Raw genomic sequence first — 16,656 nt, 5'->3', positions numbered from 1 at the left:
GCTTATGTTCCGGCTACGTTCCAACCGCAAGCGGCGCCTTTACAGGCCGGTGTGCACCAGGCGGCCGGTGCTGAAACCCAGGGCGCGGACGCGGGTCAGGAGGCGGTCGCGCTCGGCCTGCGACGCATTCTGATTGCGGTGCCAGATCCACCAGTTCGACTTGTCCGGCAGGCCCATGATGGCCCAGCTGTAGTCCGGCGCGTGATCGTAGACCCAGTAGTTCTGACCCGCCAGGCCGCCGAGGCTGAGCAGGCCGGTCAGACTGAAGCGGAACTTGGCGTTGGTTGCAGTGTCGGTGACGCGGGCGTTGGCGCGCAGGGTCTCGACGCGACCGTCGTTGCGGCGGGTGCAGGTCACGGCGATGGCGTAGCGGTCTGCGGCGTCGCGCGGCGTGAAGTCGATCTGCGCGCGGCTGCAGTCCTTCTGGACGTCGTTGTGATTGCGCTCGATCTCGAACCAGCGGCCGTCGAAGCGGTTCAGATCGACGTTCGAGGCCTGGGCGAATGCTGTCGCCGGCAGGACGGCGAGGGCGGCGGAAGCGGCGATCAGGCTGGCGCGAAACATGGGCGTATCCTCGTTCGATCTGGAGGGGATACGGCGCGGCGACGCGATCGGTTGCCTTATCGGGCCAGGCCCGTCCGATTGATCGCCCATTCGGCGCGCGTCTGGCCCCACAGATCGACGGCGTGGTCCTGTAGCGGTTCGGGCAGGACGCCCGGTCCGCGATTGCGCGATCCCAGCCGCGTCGCCACCACCGCCGAGGCCAGGTTCTCGGGGTCGATACAGTGGATGACGTCGTCCCAGCCCAGCACGTCGAAGGCGTAGTCCATCGTCGCGGCGGCGGCCTCGACCGCATAGCCCTTGCCGGTCGCATCCCGGTGCAGGCTCCAGCCCACCTCGCGGCCGGGCCAGCCGTAGGGATGCAGCGGCCCGATGCGGCCCAGCCACAGGCCGCTCGACTTCTCCAAGATGGAAAACATGCCCTCTCCGCTCAGGGCCCACATGCCGGCGATCGAACAGATGGTGCGCCAGACCTGGGGCGCGGGCTGGACGCCGCCGATGAAGCGCGTGGTCTCGGGATCGGCCATGAACTCGGCCCAGCGCGGAAAGTCCTCGACCGCCGGCGGACGCAGGATCAGCCGTTCAGTTTCAAGCGTGGGGCCCAGGACGACATGGGGCGGGACGACGTAGGCGAGATCGCTCACAACAGATACTCCCGTTCCAACTCATAGTGACTGCCGCCATCCGTCAGGACGCTGGAATAAAGGCCGAAGCGGTCGATGCGGATCGGCGGCGAGTGCAGCAGATTGTGCCCGGCCATCCAGGCGCCGATGCGGTCGGGATTGGTCTGGGTCTTCAGATAGGCCAAGGTCACGTGCGGTTTATATGTGCGCGCCTCCATCCTGATCCCCGCCCGCTCGCCGGCTGACTTGCAGCGCCCGGCCAGCACCGACAGCCTGTCGTTGGGCGTCTCGACCCCGGCCCACAGCGTATGGCTGCGGTGGTCGTCGCCGAAACAGCCGACGCCTCTCAAGGCGATTTCGAACGGCCCGCCCGCCACGCGCGCTAGTTCCGAAGCCAGGTCGTCGGCGCGGCGCTCGTCGGTCTCGCCATAGAAGGACAGGGTGACGTGAAGGGCGTCTAGCGGCCGCCAGCGCGCGCCGGGCAGGCCGGATTGGCGGCGCTTCAGCGTCTCTCCGACATCGGGCGGCAGGGTCAGGGCGGTGAACAGACGAAGCATGCGACCGAAGGTAGCGGCAGGAACAACGGCCTCCAAGTCCGGTTTTCCTTGCAGCGAGGGCCTCGGCTCACGATATTCAAACCCTGTGACCGGAGAAGCCTCTCCGGCCAATCGGAGAAAGTTCGTCGCCATGAGCGATTTCAACAACGGCTACGCCCGTCCTCTGCCGCAGACGGCCGACATGTCGGTCGACGCCGGCCTGCGCAGCTTCATGCTGGGCGTCTACAATAAGCTGGCCCTGGGCCTGGTTGTCGCCGCCGCCCTTGCCTACGTCACCGGCAATGTCCCGGCCGTACAGCAACTGCTGTTCGTCCAGACGGCGGACGGCCGGATCGGCCTGACCATGCTGGGTATGATCGTGCAGTTCTCGCCGCTGGTGATGCTGTTCGGTTCGATGTTCTTCATGAAGAACCCGTCGGCCAAGGGCGTGAACCTGCTCTACTGGGCCGTGGTCGCCACCATCGGCGCGGGCCTGGGCATCGTCTTCCTGCGCTACACCGGCGCCTCGCTGGCCTCGACCTTCCTGGTCACGGCGGCGGCGTTCGGCGGTCTCAGCCTGGTGGGTTACACCACCAAGAAGGACCTGACCGGAATGGGCACCTTCCTGATCTTCGGCGTGATCGGCCTGATCATCGCCTCGGTGGTGAACATGTTCCTGCAGTCGGGAACCTTCTACCTGATCATCTCGGGTCTGGGCGTGCTGATCTTCGCAGGCCTGATCGCCTACGACACCCAGCGTCTGAAGATGACCTACTACGCCTTGGGCGGCGACCAGAACGCGATGGGCGTGGCCACGGGCTTCGGCGCGCTGAGCCTGTTCATCAACTTCGTGAACCTGTTCCAATTCCTGCTCGCCTTCATGGGCGGCAACCGCAACTGAGGTCTGTCGCGAGACGGATGCGGAAAGGGCCCCTCGCGGGGCCTTTTTTTTTGCCGAAGAATCGCCGCTAGCTAACCTACTGAGCTAGGTCCACTCACATCTTTCAGGTTGTGACCTTTTCTTGCTAAGGCAGTCGCCTAACCTTGGAGACATTTTTTGAGCTCACCGGTCACTGCCTTCGGCAAGGGCATGAGATTGATCGCCCAACTTCGCCGGCTGCCCCAGCGGGTCTCGGCCTTGGAACGCACCGTGCGTGAGCTCGTTGAGATTCATAAGGGGCACCGGCTGGTGCTTGATCGATTGACCCTGCCCAGCGCGTCTCTATGGCAGGGACAACCGCCTCTCCTCGCGGACCAGGGGCCGGGCGCGCGAGTTTTTGAAACAGGCGGCCTATGCCGGCAGGATTGTTTCGAACAACCTTATTTCTCGTTCTGGACGGCGCGCCTGCACGAGGGCCTGAGGTACCATCGCAAGCTTTGGGAATTTGTCTTCATTGCCCAAGCCGTTTGGGAAAGGGGGCTCTGTTCTCCCGGTCGTCGCGGGTTAGGGTTCGGTGTCGGGCAAGAGCGGCTTACAGCGCTCTTCGCCTCTATGGGAGTTGCGGTGACCGCCACCGACTTGGAAGGTGACGGCCGTGTGGAGGCGGGTTGGCAGGCGACAAGTCAGCACGCAGGCGGCAAGGACGCCCTGCGTTGCATCGCCGTATGTCCGGACGATCTGTTTGATCAGAACGTCGACTTTCGCGCCTGTGACATGAACGCGGTGCCGGACGACCTAGTTGGGTACGACTTCTGCTGGTCTGCCTGCGCGCTCGAACATCTTGGTTCGATCGAAAAGGGATTGGCCTTCATCGAGCGTTCGATCGATTGCCTGGCGCCCGGCGGTTGGGCCGTGCATACGACTGAGTTCAACATCTCCTCCAACGATGAGACGGTCGATGACGCGGGCACGGTTCTGTTCCGTCGGCGCGATATCGACGTATTGATCCAGCGATTGAGAAGTCAAGGCCACTGGGTGGCGGAAATGGACTGGTCCACGGGGGATCGGCCCGTTGAGCAGTACCTTGATCTACCGCCGTATCGTCACAATCCTCATCTGACGACCGCTATTGAGGGATTTGCGACCACCTCGGTCGGGATCATTGTACGTAAGGGCCATCCTGCTGCATCCTAGTCCACCACCTGGAATTTGCCGCCGTCGAAGACCCGCAGCACCTGGGCCAACTCACGCCCGCGCCTCAGGACTTGGCCGCCTTCGCCGATGACGGCCCACTGGCCCTGGCGGGTCTGGAGGGCGGGGCGTTTCTCGATTCGATAGAGCGGGGCGTCGCCGGAGCGGCGGAAGACGGCGAACTCGGCGAACTCCTTGTGTCCGACCATCGCGTAGTCGCGCCATTCCCCTTGCGCGACCATGCGGCCGTAGACGCGCAGGATGGGGTCCAGTTCGCGGCGGTCGAAGAAGACGGGACCAGGCGTCGGCGGCGTCTCGTGAGGGTTGATGCTCATGCCCCTCAACTTAAGGGCACGGCGGCCCGGCGCCAGTGGGCGCAAGGAAAACGCCGCAGACACGAAATGGCCCCGTTTCGGTCCTTCGCCCGCCCGGTTGGGCGACGAAATGTCGATCATCGGCTCGTCGGAGTTCGGAAGCGTCCCGGATCCTGAACAGCCCCCCCCAGCCCCCCTGGATGTTTCCACGAAGGGCTCCGGCGGCCGATGCTTCCTCCAAGCGAGCGCCCGCCCTGCCTTTCCCCTCCCCCTCCCTGGCAAGGCGGGCGTTTCGCTGTCTGGACCCCGGCTAAAGCGCCAGGGTCAGGCTGAGGGTCTCTCCATTCCGCAGCACGGTCGCCTCGACCGAACCCGTTGCGCCCTGCAGGGCGGTCGCGGCCGCCTGAGCGTCGGCGACGGCCGCGCCGCCGATAGCAGTGATCAGATCGCCGGCCGTCAACTCGGCCTGGGCGGCGGGCGATCCGGCCGTGACGGCGACGACCTGGGCGCCGCCGTCCTGATTGCGCAGGGTCACGCCATAGGCCCGCACCGACTGGGCGCCGACGATCACCGGCTGATACACCGGTGTTTCGACCGACAATGACGTCGCAGCCTCACGGCCCCCCCGCAGATAGGCGACGCTGAGGTCCGAGCCCGGCGCGGCGATGCCGATGGTGGCGTTGACCGAGCCGGCGTTGGCGACGGGTCGACCCTGGATGCGGGTGATGACGTCGTTGTGGCGCAGGCCTGCGCGCTCGGCCGGCGATCCCGGCGCGACATCGGCGACGACGGCGCCGCGCACGATGCCGAGATGCAGCTCGCGCGCGCGCTCGGCGTTCAGCGAGCCGAAGATGGCGCCGGTCTCGCCGCGCTTGACCTCGCCGTTCTTCTTCAGCTGGTCGGCGACGTACAGCATGATCCGCGTCGGCACGGCGAAGGCGATCCCGTCGTTGCCCCCGCCCAGGCCGCCCGACAGGATCGAGGTGTTGATGCCGATCAGCCGGCCCCGGCTGTCCAGCAGCGGTCCGCCGGAGTTGCCCGAGTTCACGGCCGCGTCGGTCTGGATATAGTCCTCGACCGCATCGCCCAGGCCCGAGCGGTTCAGGCCCGAGATCACGCCCATGGTCAGGGTCTGGTCCAGTCCCAACGGATAGCCGACCGCGAAGGCCAGGTCGCCGGTGCGCAATGTGTCGGAATCCACCGTCTGGACCTGTTTCAGGTTCAGCGGCCGTCCGTCCGGCACGATGCGCAGCACGGCGATGTCGGTGGCCTTGTCCGCTCCGACCAGAACCGCGTCGAACAGGCGGCCGTCGGTCAGGTCCACGGTGAACTTTCGCCCGCCCTCGACCACGTGATTGTTGGTGATCAGCAGGCCCTCGGCCGCATCGACGATGACGCCGGAGCCGGAGGCGTAGGGTTTGGGATCGGCGGCGTCCGAACTGGGGCCGCGCGATTGGCCCAAGGTCGTCACCTGCACCACCGCCGGCAGCGAACCCTCCAGCCCCGACGAGAAGCTGAACACGCCGCGGCGGGCGTCATAGGGCAGTCCGGCGGCGCCCGACTGGGCCAGAACCGGCGACGCCGAGGCCAGCAGGGCCAGCGCGACGGCCATGGAGGAGACGGCCTTGAGGCGGATCGGCATGAGCATTCCCTTGAGCGAACGATGACCCTAGCCCGAGTTTTCGCTTCTGACGATGGGTCGGACGGACGGAATGAACGGATCGCGACAGGGGTTGCGTCCGGCGCCGTCAGGCGTGACCATAAGGGCGCCGAAGCAGGGAGCCCGCGCCATGAGCCAGACGACGATCGACCGGCCCCGTTCAGGCGCCACGTCCTTCGCCCGGCTGTTCCGTGATCATCCGCGCGAAGTGGGCGAGACCTATTTCGAACATATGGCCGCCTCGGCCGCCTTCGGCTTCAAACTGATGCGGCTGGCCGGCGCCGCCTTCGCCCACGCCGTCGTGCCGGGCGTGCACAAGAGCACTGTCTCGACCGCGATCCGGGGCATGGCGGGGGAGATGGGCGGCCGTGCCGAAGAGGCGCGAGAGACCCGGATGCGCGACGCCGGCGTCTGGGACGTGGGCCTCTAAAGCCGTCGAATCCGCCCCGGCCATGCAATCGCCGGGATCCGTGCTATATAGGCCGGCTCAACCTCTCGCAGGATCGCCGCCTTGAGCATCACGCTCGACCTTTCGCGCGTCTCGAACGCGCCCGCCGTCAAGGCCCCCGTCAACCTCAGCGGTCTGACGCGCGCGGGCCTGCGCCAGGCCCTGATCGACGCGGACGTCTGCCCGCCCGAGAAGGCGAAGATGCGCGCCAGCCAGGTGTGGAGCTGGATCCACCACTATGGCGTGACCGAGTTTTCGGCCATGAGCAACGTCGCCAAGGACATGCAGGCCAAGCTGGCCGAGCATTTCACCCTGGCCCGGCCCGAGATCGTCGAACGCCAGGTGTCCAAGGACGGCACCCGCAAATGGCTGATCCGCACCGCCCCGGGCATCGAGATCGAGACCGTCTACATCCCTGACGTCGGCCGGGCCGGCGCCCTGTGCGTGTCCAGCCAGGTCGGCTGCACCCTGAACTGCACCTTCTGCCACACCGGCACGCAAAAGCTGGTCCGCAACCTGACCGCCGCCGAGATCGTGGCCCAGGTCCAGGTGGCCCGGGACGATCTGGACGAATGGCCGTCGCCCAAGGAAGACCGTCGCCTGTCGAACATCGTCTTCATGGGCATGGGCGAGCCGCTCTACAATCTGGACCACGTCGCCGACGCCATCGACATCATCTCGGACAATGAGGGCATCGCCCTGTCGCGGCGCCGGATCACGGTCTCGACCAGCGGCGTCGTGCCGCAACTGGACGCTTTGGGAACCCGCACGGCGGCCATGCTGGCCATCAGCCTGCACGCCACCAACGATGCGCTCCGCGACGTGCTGGTGCCGCTGAACAAGAAATACAATCTCGAACACCTGATGGCGGGCATCCGGGCCTATCCGGGCCTGTCGAATGCGCGCCGGGTGACGTTTGAATACGTCATGCTGAAGGGCGTCAACGACAGCCCCGAAGAGGCGCGCGCCCTGCTGAAGCTGATCGAGGGCATCCCGGCCAAGATCAATCTGATCCCGTTCAACCCCTGGCCGGGCGTCGAATACGAATGCTCGGACTGGAAGACCATCGAACGGTTCGCCGCCATCCTGAACAAGGCCGGATACGCGTCACCCATCCGCACCCCCCGCGGCCGCGACATCCTGGCCGCCTGCGGGCAGCTGAAGTCCGAGAGCGAGAAGGTCCGCGCCAGCACGCTCAGGAAGGCGGAGCAGGCGGCGGCCTGATACCGGGCAGCGGTGGAGGGGCTCTTGAAGTCCCCATAGACGCTTGTGATGCGGTGAAGAACCCGTCCGTCTCTCCGCTTCGCTTCGAGCCACCTCCCCATCGCTGCGCGATAGGGAGGAGACGGCTCGTTCTCCCGACACATAATGTCACGCACTGTGTCCCGGCCGCGCTTGCGGATTGGGGCGACAATCGGGCAAGGCGTCTGGATATGGATCCGTCCCTTTCGAACGTCCTGTCCAGCGCCGAGGTGCAGGCTTTCGCCTCGGGCTTCCCGGTCATGGTCATGCACCTGATCGTCACCCTGCTGCTGCTCGCGGCGGGGGCGACGGTCTATGCCCTGCTGACGCCGTGGAAGGAGGTCGCCCTGATCCGTCAGGGCAATACCGCCGCCGCCATCGCCTTTGCGGGCATTCTGGTGGGGCTGGCCATTCCGCTGGCGGTGTCGCTGTCGGTCTCGACCTCGGTGCGCGACATCGCCATCTGGGGCGTGGCGACGGTGGTGCTGCAACTTCTGGCCTTCCGGGTGGTGGACCTGCTGCTGACGGGCTTGCCCGAGCGGATCCGGCATGGCGAGATTTCGGCGGCGGTGGTGCTGCTGGGCGCCAAGCTGGCGACGGCCGTGATCCTGTCCGCAGCCCTGACCGGCTGATCGGCCGGGGTCATGCAATTTCCCCGCCTGCCGGACTGGGCCATCTACGGAGCGGTGGCGGCCGTCTTCCTGGCCGTGTCGCTGGGCCGGCGCGAGAATGCGGATGCGCCGCCCGCCTCGGCGCCCGCCTCCGAGGTCGAAGGGCCGCTGCTGGGACCGATCACCCCATTCGACGCCGCCGTGACCGTCGATGCGGGCGAGGCGCCGTTCAAGCCGTCGTCGGGCACCGCCTTCTCCATCGCCGGCCGAGGCCGCTGGATCACGGCGCGCCATGTGGTGGAGGGGTGCCGCAAGCCGGCGCTGGTGGTGGGCCAGGGCCGCGCCGTCGCCGCCGACGTGCGTCTGGCGCCCCGCGCGGACATCGCCCTGCTGATCACCGACGGGGGGCCCCCCGCCTTGCCGGTCGCGGCCGAGGCGCCCTTGCGCAAGGGGCAGCGGGCCTTCCATCCCGGTTTCCCGCAAGGGCGGCCGGGCGAGGTCACGTCCCGCCTGCTGGGCCGCGAAACGCTGAAGGTGTTCGGGCGCGGGGCGCGCGACGAGCCTGTGCTGGCCTGGGCCGAGGTCGGGCGGACAGACGGGCTGGAGGGCACGCTGTCGGGTCTGTCGGGGGCGCCTGCGCTGGATCCTGAAGGCCGGGTCGTGGGCGTCACCATCGCCGAGGCGCCGCGACGGGGCCGAATCTATACGACCGCGCCCGAAACCTTCGGTCCCGCCATCCGGGGCGAACAGACCACAGGCGAGGACGCGCGGGGCCAAGCGGTGACGACCGAGGATTACGGCCGGGTGTCAAACCAGTTGAGGCGCGATCTGCGCGTGGCTCAGGTGGTGTGCCTGTCGGTCTAGGCGGCAGCTCACCCTCCCCCTGCAGGAGAGGATGAGCTTTTCGCGTATGCCTCTTACTTCAGCGCGCCGTTGTTCAGGTTCAGGGCGCCGGCCTCGATGACTTCTAGGTTCGGGTGTTTGGCGCGCAGGGCGTCGAGGAACAGCGAGCCGTCGCCGACGATGACCAGGCTGGCGCGATCGACCGGCAGGTGTTCGGCGAAGGCGGCCTGGACCTGTTCGGGCGTGACGGCGCGGACCCGGCCGGCATAGTCGGCGAGATCGCTCATCGGCAGGTCATACAGCGCCAGGTTGGCGACCAGCGCCCCCAGGCCGTCCACCGTCTCCAGCGAACGGCCGAAGCCGCCGATCAGGGTGGCGCGACGCGGGGCCAGGTCGGCCTGGGTCGGGGTCTCGGCGCCCAGTTTGGCGATCTCGGCCAGGATCAGGTCGGCGACCTCGTCGGCGGTCTCGTTCTTGGTCTGGGTCGAGGCGGTGAAGAGGCCCGCATCCGCCCGCACGCCCAGCGACGACGAGGCGCCGTAGGACAGGCCGCGCTTGATGCGGATTTCCTGGTTCAGCCGCGACGAGAAGCCGCCGCCCAGCAGGGTGTTGCCGACCGTCAGGGGGAAGAAGTCCGCGTCGGTGCGCGAGACGCCGCGAACGGCTGCGACCACGGCGGCCTGGCCCGCGCCGGGCTGGTTCACCACGACGATGCGGGGCGCCAGGGCCTCACCGGCGGGGTTGGCGGTCGCGGCAGGCGCGGCGCCGGCCGGGTTCCAGTCGCCGAACGCCTGTTGCGCCAGGGCGCGGGCGGCGTCGGGGGTGATGTCGCCCGAGAAGACCAGGGTCGCGTCCGACGGCCGATAGCGGGCGGCGTGGAAGGCGGCGACATCGGCCGGGATGATGGTCGGCACCGTCTGTTGCGTGATCGTCGCGCCATAGGGGGCGTCGCCATAGATGACGCGGCCCACGGTCATGCCGGCGATAGCGGCCGGCTGGCTGAGGGCGACGCGCAGGCCGTCCAGGGTCTGGGCTTGCTGACGCTCAAGCTCCTCGGCGGCGAAGGTCGGGTTCTTCACTAGGTCGGCCATCAGGGCGACGGTTTCCGGGAAGGCGTTGGACGGAACGTTGGCGTAGACGTTGGAGAAGTCCACGCCCGCGCCGGCGCCGATCGAGGCGCCCAGCTGTTCGATCTGGGTGGCGATCTCGGGGGCCGTTTTGGTCTTGGTGCCTTGTGTCAGCAGGGCGGCGGTCATGGCGGCGATCCCGGCCTTGCCCGACGGATCGTCGGACGAGCCCGCATCGAAGCTGAGGCGGGCCGAGACCAGCGGCACGCCGTCGGTCGGAGCGACTAGGACCCGCAGGCCGTTGTCGAGGCGGAAGTCCGCGACGGCCGGGGTCGCGGGCGCGACCTCTGCGCCCGGTTGGGGCAGGGGCGTGCGCTCGGCCTCGGGCAACAGGACGGCGGGCGGGCCGGCCAGCGCCAGGTCGGCGACGGTGACGGGGGCGCCGACATTCATCTTCTGGACCGAGGCGGGGTTCTGGTCGTCGGCGGCCAGGAAGGTGATCGTCGATTGGCGTTGCGGCGTCAGATATTTGCGGGCCACGCGCTGGACGTCGGCGACGGTGACGGCCTGGATCTGGGCGACCTCGTCGTCGGCGGCGGCGGCCGAGCCGGTGTTGATCAGGGCGAAACCGAGCGCGGTGGCGCGGTCGTCCACCGTCTCGCGGCTGCGCAGCGCATCAGCGACGATCTCGTTCTTGGCCTCGGACAGTTCTTCGGCGGTGACGGGGGCGTCGCGCAGCTTGGCGATTTCTTCGTTCAGGGCGGCGACGCCCTCCTCGGCCGTATGGCCCTGGGCCATGATCGCCAGTGCCGACAGATTGCCGGCCTGTTGCGAGAAGTCGGGGGTCGAGCCGATCTGGGCGGCGATCTGCTTGTCATAGACCAGCGAGCGATAAAGTCGGCTCGACTCGCCCGTGGACAGGATGCCGTCCAGCACGGTCAGGGCGGCGCGGTCGGCGTCGGCGTATTTGACGGTCGGCCAGGCGACGACGGCGGCCGGCAGGGGCACGTTCGGCGCATAATAGGTGACGTTGCGCGGACCCGTGGGCTCGGGCTCGACCACATTGTTGACCGGGATCGGCGTGGTCGGGTTTTTCAGCGGGCCGAAATACTGGTCGATCCAGCGGTCCAGCTGGGCCTGGTCGAAGTTGCCCGCCACGATCAGATAGGCGGCGTCGGGCCGGTAATAGGTGGCGTGGAAGCGGCGCACGTCCTCCAGCGACGAGGCCTCAAGCTCCTCGATCGAGCCGATGCCGGGGCGGCGATAGGGGCTTTCCTGATAGATGGTCTCGGGCACGAACAGGCCGAACAGGCGGCCATAGGGATTGGCGAGGATACGCTGGCGGTATTCCTCCTTCACCACGTCGCGCTCGGCGACGAAGGTCGGCTCGTCCACGACCAGCGAGCCCATGCGGTCGGCCTCGGCGAACAGCATCCGCTCAAGGTGGTTGGCGGGCACGGTCTCGAAATAGGCGGTGGTGTCGTCGGCGGTGAAGGCGTTGTTGGAGCCGCCCACATCCTCGGTCAGACGGTCGAAGGTCTCGGGCGGCAGGTTCTTGGTGGACTTGAACATCAGGTGTTCGAACAGGTGGGCGAAGCCCGAACGGCCCGCCGGATCGTCCTTGGAGCCGACCTTGTACCAGACCTGGACCGTGACGTTCGAGGTGTCGGCGTCGCGCGCCGTGTAGACCTCAAGCCCGTTCGGCAGGACGCGCTTGGCGAAGCCCAGCGGCGGGACGGTGACGCCCTGGGGCGCCTGGACTGCGGCTGCGGCAGGAGCAGCGCCCTCGGCGAAGGCGGGGGCGGCAAGGCCCAGCATCAGGGCCGAGGCGGCTACGGTGGCGGTGAGGCGGAATTTCATGAGGGGCTCCGAAGCCCGGAACGCCGGGCGGAGCCGACCGTATCAGCGATTGGCCGACTTGCACCTTACCGAGATGTAATGAACCGGATCGTCGGTCGGGTCGTTGGTGGACAAGTTCATGCCAGCGATCTATTCGCCCAATGCCGCATTCCAGCGGCCACCCATGCCGAGGACGCGTGCCGAGACGAGCGAAAGCGACTTCTGTCTCCGACGAAAAAATCGCGGTCTTGGCCTTCGTCCTGGAAAATATGGTTACTCCGCCGGCCGTGCTCTACGGCAGCTGGGCGGCGGCGGGGTTGATCCTGGCGGCCCTGGGGCAGCCCTGGCTGGGGCTGGGATTCGCCGCCATCGGCATGGCGTTGGACGCCTGGGCGCAGCGACGGGTGAAACGCTACCAGCAGCAAGAGGCCCCGGCGTCCGGCTGGCCCCCGCTACTGATGGCGATCGTGGCGACGCGATTCGCCCTGGGGGTGTCGGGCCCTTTGATCGCCTGGCTGTCGAGCCCGACCCCCGATGTCCGGCTCGTGGTGATCCTGATCCAGGTCTGGTCGATCGGCGTGGCCTTCGTCCAGTTCAGCGCGGCGCCGAGGCTGCTGGGCCTGGCGGCGGCGCCGATCGGCGTCGCCGTGCTGGTGGTGATTTATCCGGCGTTGCTGGGGCCGCACGGCCTGGCGGTCGCGGCCGCCTTCGCCATGCTGGCGATCATCCTGGTCATCATCTCGCGGGCCATGCACGCCCTGTGGTGCGATCTGTTCGCGGCCGATCAACGCAACAAGGGCCTGCTGGCCGAGGTCAAGGCGGCGCATGCGGCGGCCTTGCTGGACCGCGACGCGGCCCAGGATGCACGCCAGGAGGCGGACGAGGCCAATGCCGCCAAGTCCCGCTTCCTCGCCAATATGAGTCACGAGATTCGCACCCCCCTGAACGGCGTCATCGGCATGGCGCAGATCATGGCCGGCGATGGGCTGGAGGACCGGCAGAAGAGGCGTCTGGAGATACTGGACCGGTCGGCCCACACCCTGCTGGACCTGATCAATCAGATTCTGGACCTGTCGCGGATCGAGGAGGGGCGGCTGGAGATCGTGCCCCAGGCCATCGACGCCGACGCCCTGATCCATGAGGTGACCGAGACGCTGAGGCCGCTGGCGGACAGCAAGGGACTGGCCTTGCACGTGCGCTCGGCGGGCCTGGGCTGGGTCAGCGCCGATCCGGTGCGGTTGCGCCAGATCCTGTTCAACCTGCTGTCCAACGCCATCAAGTTCACGGTCGAGGGCGAGGTGGCGCTGGATGTCGCGTGCACGGACGCCGGGGTGGTGTTGCGGGTCTCGGACACCGGGCGGGGCATACCGGCCGACCAGATCGAACATCTGTTCACGCGCTTCGCCCAGATCGAGGCGGCGGCGGTGGACCGGCGCGACGGGGCGGGGCTGGGGCTGTCGATCGTGGCGGCGCTGGTGGATTTGCTGGGCGGCCGGATCGAGGTCGAAAGCGAGGCGGGCGAGGGGGCGACCTTCGTCGTCACCCTGCCGCTGAAGCGTGCGCAGCCCGTGAAGGCCGCTGAGGATGCGTCGGACGCCGAGCCGCAGGCGGCGCTACGGGTGCTGGTCGCCGAGGACCATCCGGTCAATCAGCAGGTGATCCGCGGCCTGCTGGGCCAGGTCGGGATCGAGGTCGAGATCGTCGAGGACGGTCTTGAGGCGGTGAAGGCGACGCAGGCGAGCGCCTGGGACCTGATCCTGATGGACGTGCAGATGCCGAACATGGACGGCCCCACGGCGACGAAGACCATTCGCAAACGCGAGGCCGACGAGGCGCGGGCGCGCACGCCGATCATCGCCCTGACCGCCAATGCGATGGTGGAACAGGTCGAGGCCTATCTGGCGGCGGGCATGGATGCGGTGGTCAGCAAGCCCATCGACCTGAAGGTGCTGCTGACCACGATCTCGGACGTGATGGCCGCCCGGACTTAGAGCAATCGTCGCCTTGGTCGATGCGAGCCTGAAAGATGTGCATCACAACGGGCACAACGAAGTCACGGAGAACACGACGGGACCGAACGCGGGTCGGTTCCGAGTTCCATGTTCGGGCGGCGGATTGATCTTCGGCTTCGCCGCCGTAGGTCATCAAGAAGTTCCGAACCGGTACGGCTTCGTCGTGTCGTCGTGACCGCTGTGATGAACCACTGTCTGAACGGAGCTGAGGGGGCGCCTCTTCCAACTCAGCCGCCCGATCTAATCCCTGAAGACCTCGACGCCGATCTCGCCGGCGGGGGTCAGCCAGGCATGTTTCATGCCCTGGCTGTTGAAGGGGGCGGCGATGTTTCCGGCGGCGTCCAGGGCGATCATGCCGCCGTCGCCACCCATTTGACCGATCTCGTCGATGACAGCCTGGGTCGCCTGGGCCAGGGTCTGGCGGGCGGCGACGCGCCAGGCGACCTGGGCGGCGGCGGCGACGCGGATGAAATATTCGCCCTGGCCCGTGCAGGAGGTGGCGGCGCGGCCGTCGGCCCAGGTGCCGGCGGCGGGGATGGGGGTGTCGCCCACGCGGCCCGGCATCTTGCCGAAGACCCCGGCGGTCGAGGTGGCGGCGGCGAGGCGGCCCTGGCTGTCCAGAACGCAGACGCCGACCGTACCGTGGCTGAGGGTTCCAGGCGGATGGTTGTCCTCGCCCTGGCCCGCGCCGGTGAACCAGGCGGCCTCGTCGGCGATGGGCTCCAGCCCTTGATCATGGGCGAACAGGGCCGCGCCCTCGCCCACCAGCATGACGTGCGGCGTGCGGTCCATCACGGCGCGAGCGGCGACGACGGGGTTGCGGAACCCCTGCAGGGCGGCGACGGCCCCGGCGCGTTTGGTCGATCCATCCATGATGCTGGCGTCCAGCTCATAGGCCCCGGCTAAGTTCGGCGAGGCGCCCTTGCCGGCGACGTAGAGGCCGGAATCCTCCAGCATGACGACGGCGGCGGTGGCGACGTCCAGGGCGCTGTCGCCCGCGTCCAGCCGCGCCTTCATGGCCTCGACCACCTGGCGCATGTGCACGACCTCGGCGTCATAGTTGCGTTCGCGCCGGGCGCCGGCGCCGCCGTGGAGGATGAGGGCGGTCATGTCGTCTTCCTGAGCCTGGTTTTCGTCGCCTCTTTCAATCGGGCGTGGCGCTGTTTAGCGTCGCGATGAAGGCCGCGCCATGTCGGTCTAGGGAAAACGGCCTCAAGCAGCGCGAAGCGCGGTAGGCCAAGAAAGGAAACTTAGATGCGCGCTGTTTTGTCCAAGACGCCTGGCGGTCCTGAAACTCTGGTGGTGGAAGACGTGCTCGATCCCACGCCCAAGGCGGGCGAGGTGGTGATCGAGGTCAAGGCGGTGGGGATCAACTATCCCGACACCCTGATCATCGAAGACAAATACCAGTTCCGGCCCGAACGGCCCTTCTCGCCCGGCGCCGAGGTCGCAGGCGTGGTCGAGGCGGTGGGCGAGGGCGTCAAGGGCGTGCGCAAGGGCGCCCGCGTCATCGCCGTGCCGGGCTGGGGCGGGCTGGTCGAGCGGCTGGCGGTGCGGGCCGAGACGGTCATTCCGATCCCCGAGGCCATGAGCTTCGAGGAGGCGGCGGCCCTGATCATGGCCTATGGCACCAGCTATTATGCGCTGAAGGACAGGGCGAAACTTCAGCCGGGCGAGACGCTGTTGGTGCTGGGCGCGGCCGGGGGCGTGGGCGCCGCAGCCGTCGAACTGGGCAAGGCCATGGGCGCGCGCGTGGTCGCCGCCGCCTCGACCAACGACAAGGTCCAGTTCGCCCTGGACTTGGGGGCCGACAACGGACTGATCTATCCGTCCGGCCCGATGGATAAGGCGGCGCAGAAGGAGCTGTCGGGCGAGTTCAAGCTGGCGACCGGCCGCGACGGCGCGGACGTGGTCTATGACGCGGTGGGCGGCGATTACGCCGATCCGGCTCTGCGGGCCATGGACTGGAACGGGCGGTATCTGGTGGTCGGTTTCCCGGCGGGGATTCCGTCATTGCCGTTGAACCTGACCTTGCTGAAGTCGGTGTCGGTGATCGGGGTCTTCTGGGGCGCGGCCGTCGCGCGCGATCCCAAGGGCCACGCCGCCAACATGGCCGAACTGATGCAGATGTACGCCGACGGCAAGATCAAGCCGCGCGTGTCGAAGACCTTCCCGCTGGAAAAGGCCGGCGAGGCGATCAAGGCGCTGGGTGATCGTCAGGCCCTGGGCAAGATCGTGGTGACGGTGGAGAGCTAATCCTCCCCAGCGCAGCGGGGGAGGGGGACCGCGCGCAGCGTGGTGGAGGGGGCGAAATCGGGCTGGATGGGAAACGTTAGCGCAACGCGCGCCTTCGCCCCCTCCACCGCTTCGCGGTTCCGCTACGCTTCTCGGGGGAGGATCGTCATTTCGACTTCAACCGCTGCACCGCGTCCTCGGCCTTGTCGCGGTGACGGCGTTTGATGCTGGCGCCGACCATGGCGAGGACGGCGGTGATCACGGCGGCGTCGTCGGTGTAGCCGATGCCCGCGAAGATGTCGGGGATGGCGTCCACCGGCAGGACGAAATAGGCCAGGCCGGCGAAGATCATGCCCTTGGCCGCCATCGGCGTTTCGGGATCGCGCGCGGCGTACCAGGCGGCCAGGGCCTGGTCGGCGAAGGGGATGCGGGCGGCCGTGCGGGTGATCTTTGGCCAGAAGCCCTTGGTCACGCGCGCCTCGTTGACCTTCACGACGGAAGGGACGAGGGCCTTTTTCGGGTCCAGGGCGTCAGACGGATCGGCGGGTTTGGCTTTGGCGGTCATGGCCGCTAAATCCTCAAACGAAACTCAGG

Annotated in this window: 16 protein-coding genes; 8 read left to right on the top strand and 8 right to left on the bottom strand. The window is 67.7% G+C overall.

Annotated elements, in window-relative coordinates:
- Positions 1–39: 39 nt before the first annotated feature.
- From ACP7BH_RS16030 to thpR, 3 genes are read right to left on the bottom strand one after another with little or no spacing between them, the layout of a single operon-like run.
- The gene (locus ACP7BH_RS16030; protein ID WP_425986862.1) at positions 40–564 is read right to left on the bottom strand and encodes a lipocalin family protein; all 525 of its coding nucleotides are present in this window, start codon (positions 562–564) and stop codon (positions 40–42) included.
- A 56-nt stretch (positions 565–620) separates the two neighbouring features.
- Positions 621–1,205 (bottom strand): GNAT family N-acetyltransferase, encoded by a 585-nt coding sequence (locus ACP7BH_RS16025; RefSeq protein WP_425986861.1) that lies wholly within the window; start codon positions 1,203–1,205, stop codon positions 621–623.
- Positions 1,202–1,741 carry an RNA 2',3'-cyclic phosphodiesterase gene (gene thpR / locus ACP7BH_RS16020; RefSeq protein ID WP_425986860.1) on the bottom strand — a complete coding sequence of 180 codons (540 nt, stop codon included), beginning with the start codon at positions 1,739–1,741 and terminating at the stop codon, positions 1,202–1,204. The genes ACP7BH_RS16025 and thpR overlap by 4 nt, the downstream gene beginning before the upstream one ends.
- Before the next feature lie 130 nt (positions 1,742–1,871).
- On the opposite strand from thpR, the gene ACP7BH_RS16015 reads away from it, so the two are divergent.
- The gene (locus ACP7BH_RS16015) at positions 1,872–2,621 is read left to right on the top strand and encodes a Bax inhibitor-1/YccA family protein (protein ID WP_372691500.1); all 750 of its coding nucleotides are present in this window, start codon (positions 1,872–1,874) and stop codon (positions 2,619–2,621) included.
- 156 nt (positions 2,622–2,777) lie between these two features.
- On the top strand, positions 2,778–3,794 hold the full coding sequence (locus ACP7BH_RS16010; protein ID WP_425986858.1) for a hypothetical protein: 1,017 nt from the start codon (positions 2,778–2,780) through the stop codon (positions 3,792–3,794).
- Here the strand turns inward: ACP7BH_RS16010 and ACP7BH_RS16005 are convergent.
- The gene (locus ACP7BH_RS16005) at positions 3,791–4,126 is read right to left on the bottom strand and encodes a DUF2794 domain-containing protein (RefSeq protein WP_425986857.1); all 336 of its coding nucleotides are present in this window, start codon (positions 4,124–4,126) and stop codon (positions 3,791–3,793) included. The two genes, ACP7BH_RS16010 and ACP7BH_RS16005, sit on opposite strands and share 4 nt — an antisense overlap.
- Before the next feature lie 289 nt (positions 4,127–4,415).
- Entirely contained in the window at positions 4,416–5,747 is a 1,332-nt protein-coding gene (locus tag ACP7BH_RS16000; RefSeq protein ID WP_425986856.1) for a trypsin-like peptidase domain-containing protein, read from the bottom strand.
- A gap of 148 nt (positions 5,748–5,895) precedes the next feature.
- Here ACP7BH_RS16000 and ACP7BH_RS15995 point away from each other — a divergent pair, with 148 nt between their 5' ends.
- The 4 genes from ACP7BH_RS15995 to ACP7BH_RS15980 all read left to right on the top strand — a co-directional run bounded on the left by ACP7BH_RS15995 (position 5,896) and on the right by ACP7BH_RS15980 (position 8,930).
- Positions 5,896–6,195: a DUF6356 family protein gene (locus ACP7BH_RS15995; protein WP_425986855.1), complete on the top strand. Its 300-nt coding sequence runs from the start codon at positions 5,896–5,898 to the stop codon at positions 6,193–6,195.
- A gap of 81 nt (positions 6,196–6,276) precedes the next feature.
- The gene (rlmN, locus tag ACP7BH_RS15990) at positions 6,277–7,437 is read left to right on the top strand and encodes a 23S rRNA (adenine(2503)-C(2))-methyltransferase RlmN (RefSeq protein WP_425986853.1); all 1,161 of its coding nucleotides are present in this window, start codon (positions 6,277–6,279) and stop codon (positions 7,435–7,437) included.
- Positions 7,438–7,646: 209 nt separating this feature from the next.
- Positions 7,647–8,087, top strand: a complete 441-nt coding sequence (locus tag ACP7BH_RS15985) for a DUF350 domain-containing protein (protein ID WP_409717491.1) — start codon at positions 7,647–7,649, stop codon at positions 8,085–8,087.
- 12 nt (positions 8,088–8,099) lie between these two features.
- The gene (locus ACP7BH_RS15980) at positions 8,100–8,930 is read left to right on the top strand and encodes a S1 family peptidase (protein ID WP_425986852.1); all 831 of its coding nucleotides are present in this window, start codon (positions 8,100–8,102) and stop codon (positions 8,928–8,930) included.
- Between the two features lie 53 nt (positions 8,931–8,983).
- Here ACP7BH_RS15980 and ACP7BH_RS15975 read toward each other — a convergent pair whose 3' ends face one another.
- Positions 8,984–11,836 carry a M16 family metallopeptidase gene (locus tag ACP7BH_RS15975; RefSeq protein ID WP_425986851.1) on the bottom strand — a complete coding sequence of 951 codons (2,853 nt, stop codon included), beginning with the start codon at positions 11,834–11,836 and terminating at the stop codon, positions 8,984–8,986.
- A gap of 248 nt (positions 11,837–12,084) precedes the next feature.
- On the opposite strand from ACP7BH_RS15975, the gene ACP7BH_RS15970 reads away from it, so the two are divergent.
- Positions 12,085–13,806, top strand: a complete 1,722-nt coding sequence (locus ACP7BH_RS15970) for an ATP-binding protein (protein ID WP_425986850.1) — start codon at positions 12,085–12,087, stop codon at positions 13,804–13,806.
- A 261-nt stretch (positions 13,807–14,067) separates the two neighbouring features.
- Here the strand turns inward: ACP7BH_RS15970 and ACP7BH_RS15965 are convergent, their stop codons facing one another.
- Positions 14,068–14,937, bottom strand: a complete 870-nt coding sequence (locus tag ACP7BH_RS15965; protein ID WP_425986849.1) for an isoaspartyl peptidase/L-asparaginase family protein — start codon at positions 14,935–14,937, stop codon at positions 14,068–14,070.
- 144 nt (positions 14,938–15,081) lie between these two features.
- On the opposite strand from ACP7BH_RS15965, the gene ACP7BH_RS15960 reads away from it, so the two are divergent.
- On the top strand, positions 15,082–16,083 hold the full coding sequence (locus ACP7BH_RS15960) for an NADPH:quinone oxidoreductase family protein (protein ID WP_425986848.1): 1,002 nt from the start codon (positions 15,082–15,084) through the stop codon (positions 16,081–16,083).
- A 145-nt stretch (positions 16,084–16,228) separates the two neighbouring features.
- Here the strand turns inward: ACP7BH_RS15960 and ACP7BH_RS15955 are convergent, their stop codons facing one another.
- A complete protein-coding gene (locus ACP7BH_RS15955) occupies positions 16,229–16,627 on the bottom strand; it encodes a YkvA family protein (RefSeq protein ID WP_425986847.1) in 399 nt (132 codons plus the stop codon).
- Positions 16,628–16,656: the final 29 nt, after the last annotated feature.

It is taken from the genome of Brevundimonas sp. TWP2-1, assembly GCF_049897645.1.
GTDB lineage: Bacteria > Pseudomonadota > Alphaproteobacteria > Caulobacterales > Caulobacteraceae > Brevundimonas.
This window is presented reverse-complemented; position numbering and strand designations above follow the sequence as displayed.

Excerpts from the sequence above, each read along its gene's own strand:
- ACP7BH_RS16030 (WP_425986862.1), bottom strand. The coding sequence starts at position 564 with ATGTTTCGCGCCAGCCTGATCGCCGCTTCCGCCGCCCTCGCCGTCCTG.
- ACP7BH_RS15985 (WP_409717491.1), top strand. The coding sequence starts at position 7,647 with ATGGATCCGTCCCTTTCGAACGTCCTGTCCAGCGCCGAGGTGCAGGCT.
- ACP7BH_RS16000 (WP_425986856.1), bottom strand. The coding sequence starts at position 5,747 with ATGCCGATCCGCCTCAAGGCCGTCTCCTCCATGGCCGTCGCGCTGGCC.
- ACP7BH_RS15975 (WP_425986851.1), bottom strand. The coding sequence starts at position 11,836 with ATGAAATTCCGCCTCACCGCCACCGTAGCCGCCTCGGCCCTGATGCTG.
- ACP7BH_RS15970 (WP_425986850.1), top strand. The coding sequence starts at position 12,085 with ATGGTTACTCCGCCGGCCGTGCTCTACGGCAGCTGGGCGGCGGCGGGG.
- ACP7BH_RS15995 (WP_425986855.1), top strand. The coding sequence starts at position 5,896 with ATGAGCCAGACGACGATCGACCGGCCCCGTTCAGGCGCCACGTCCTTC.
- ACP7BH_RS16005 (WP_425986857.1), bottom strand. The coding sequence starts at position 4,126 with ATGAGCATCAACCCTCACGAGACGCCGCCGACGCCTGGTCCCGTCTTC.
- thpR (WP_425986860.1), bottom strand. The coding sequence starts at position 1,741 with ATGCTTCGTCTGTTCACCGCCCTGACCCTGCCGCCCGATGTCGGAGAG.
- ACP7BH_RS15965 (WP_425986849.1), bottom strand. The coding sequence starts at position 14,937 with ATGACCGCCCTCATCCTCCACGGCGGCGCCGGCGCCCGGCGCGAACGC.
- ACP7BH_RS15980 (WP_425986852.1), top strand. The coding sequence starts at position 8,100 with ATGCAATTTCCCCGCCTGCCGGACTGGGCCATCTACGGAGCGGTGGCG.
- ACP7BH_RS15960 (WP_425986848.1), top strand. The coding sequence starts at position 15,082 with ATGCGCGCTGTTTTGTCCAAGACGCCTGGCGGTCCTGAAACTCTGGTG.
- ACP7BH_RS16015 (WP_372691500.1), top strand. The coding sequence starts at position 1,872 with ATGAGCGATTTCAACAACGGCTACGCCCGTCCTCTGCCGCAGACGGCC.
- ACP7BH_RS15955 (WP_425986847.1), bottom strand. The coding sequence starts at position 16,627 with ATGACCGCCAAAGCCAAACCCGCCGATCCGTCTGACGCCCTGGACCCG.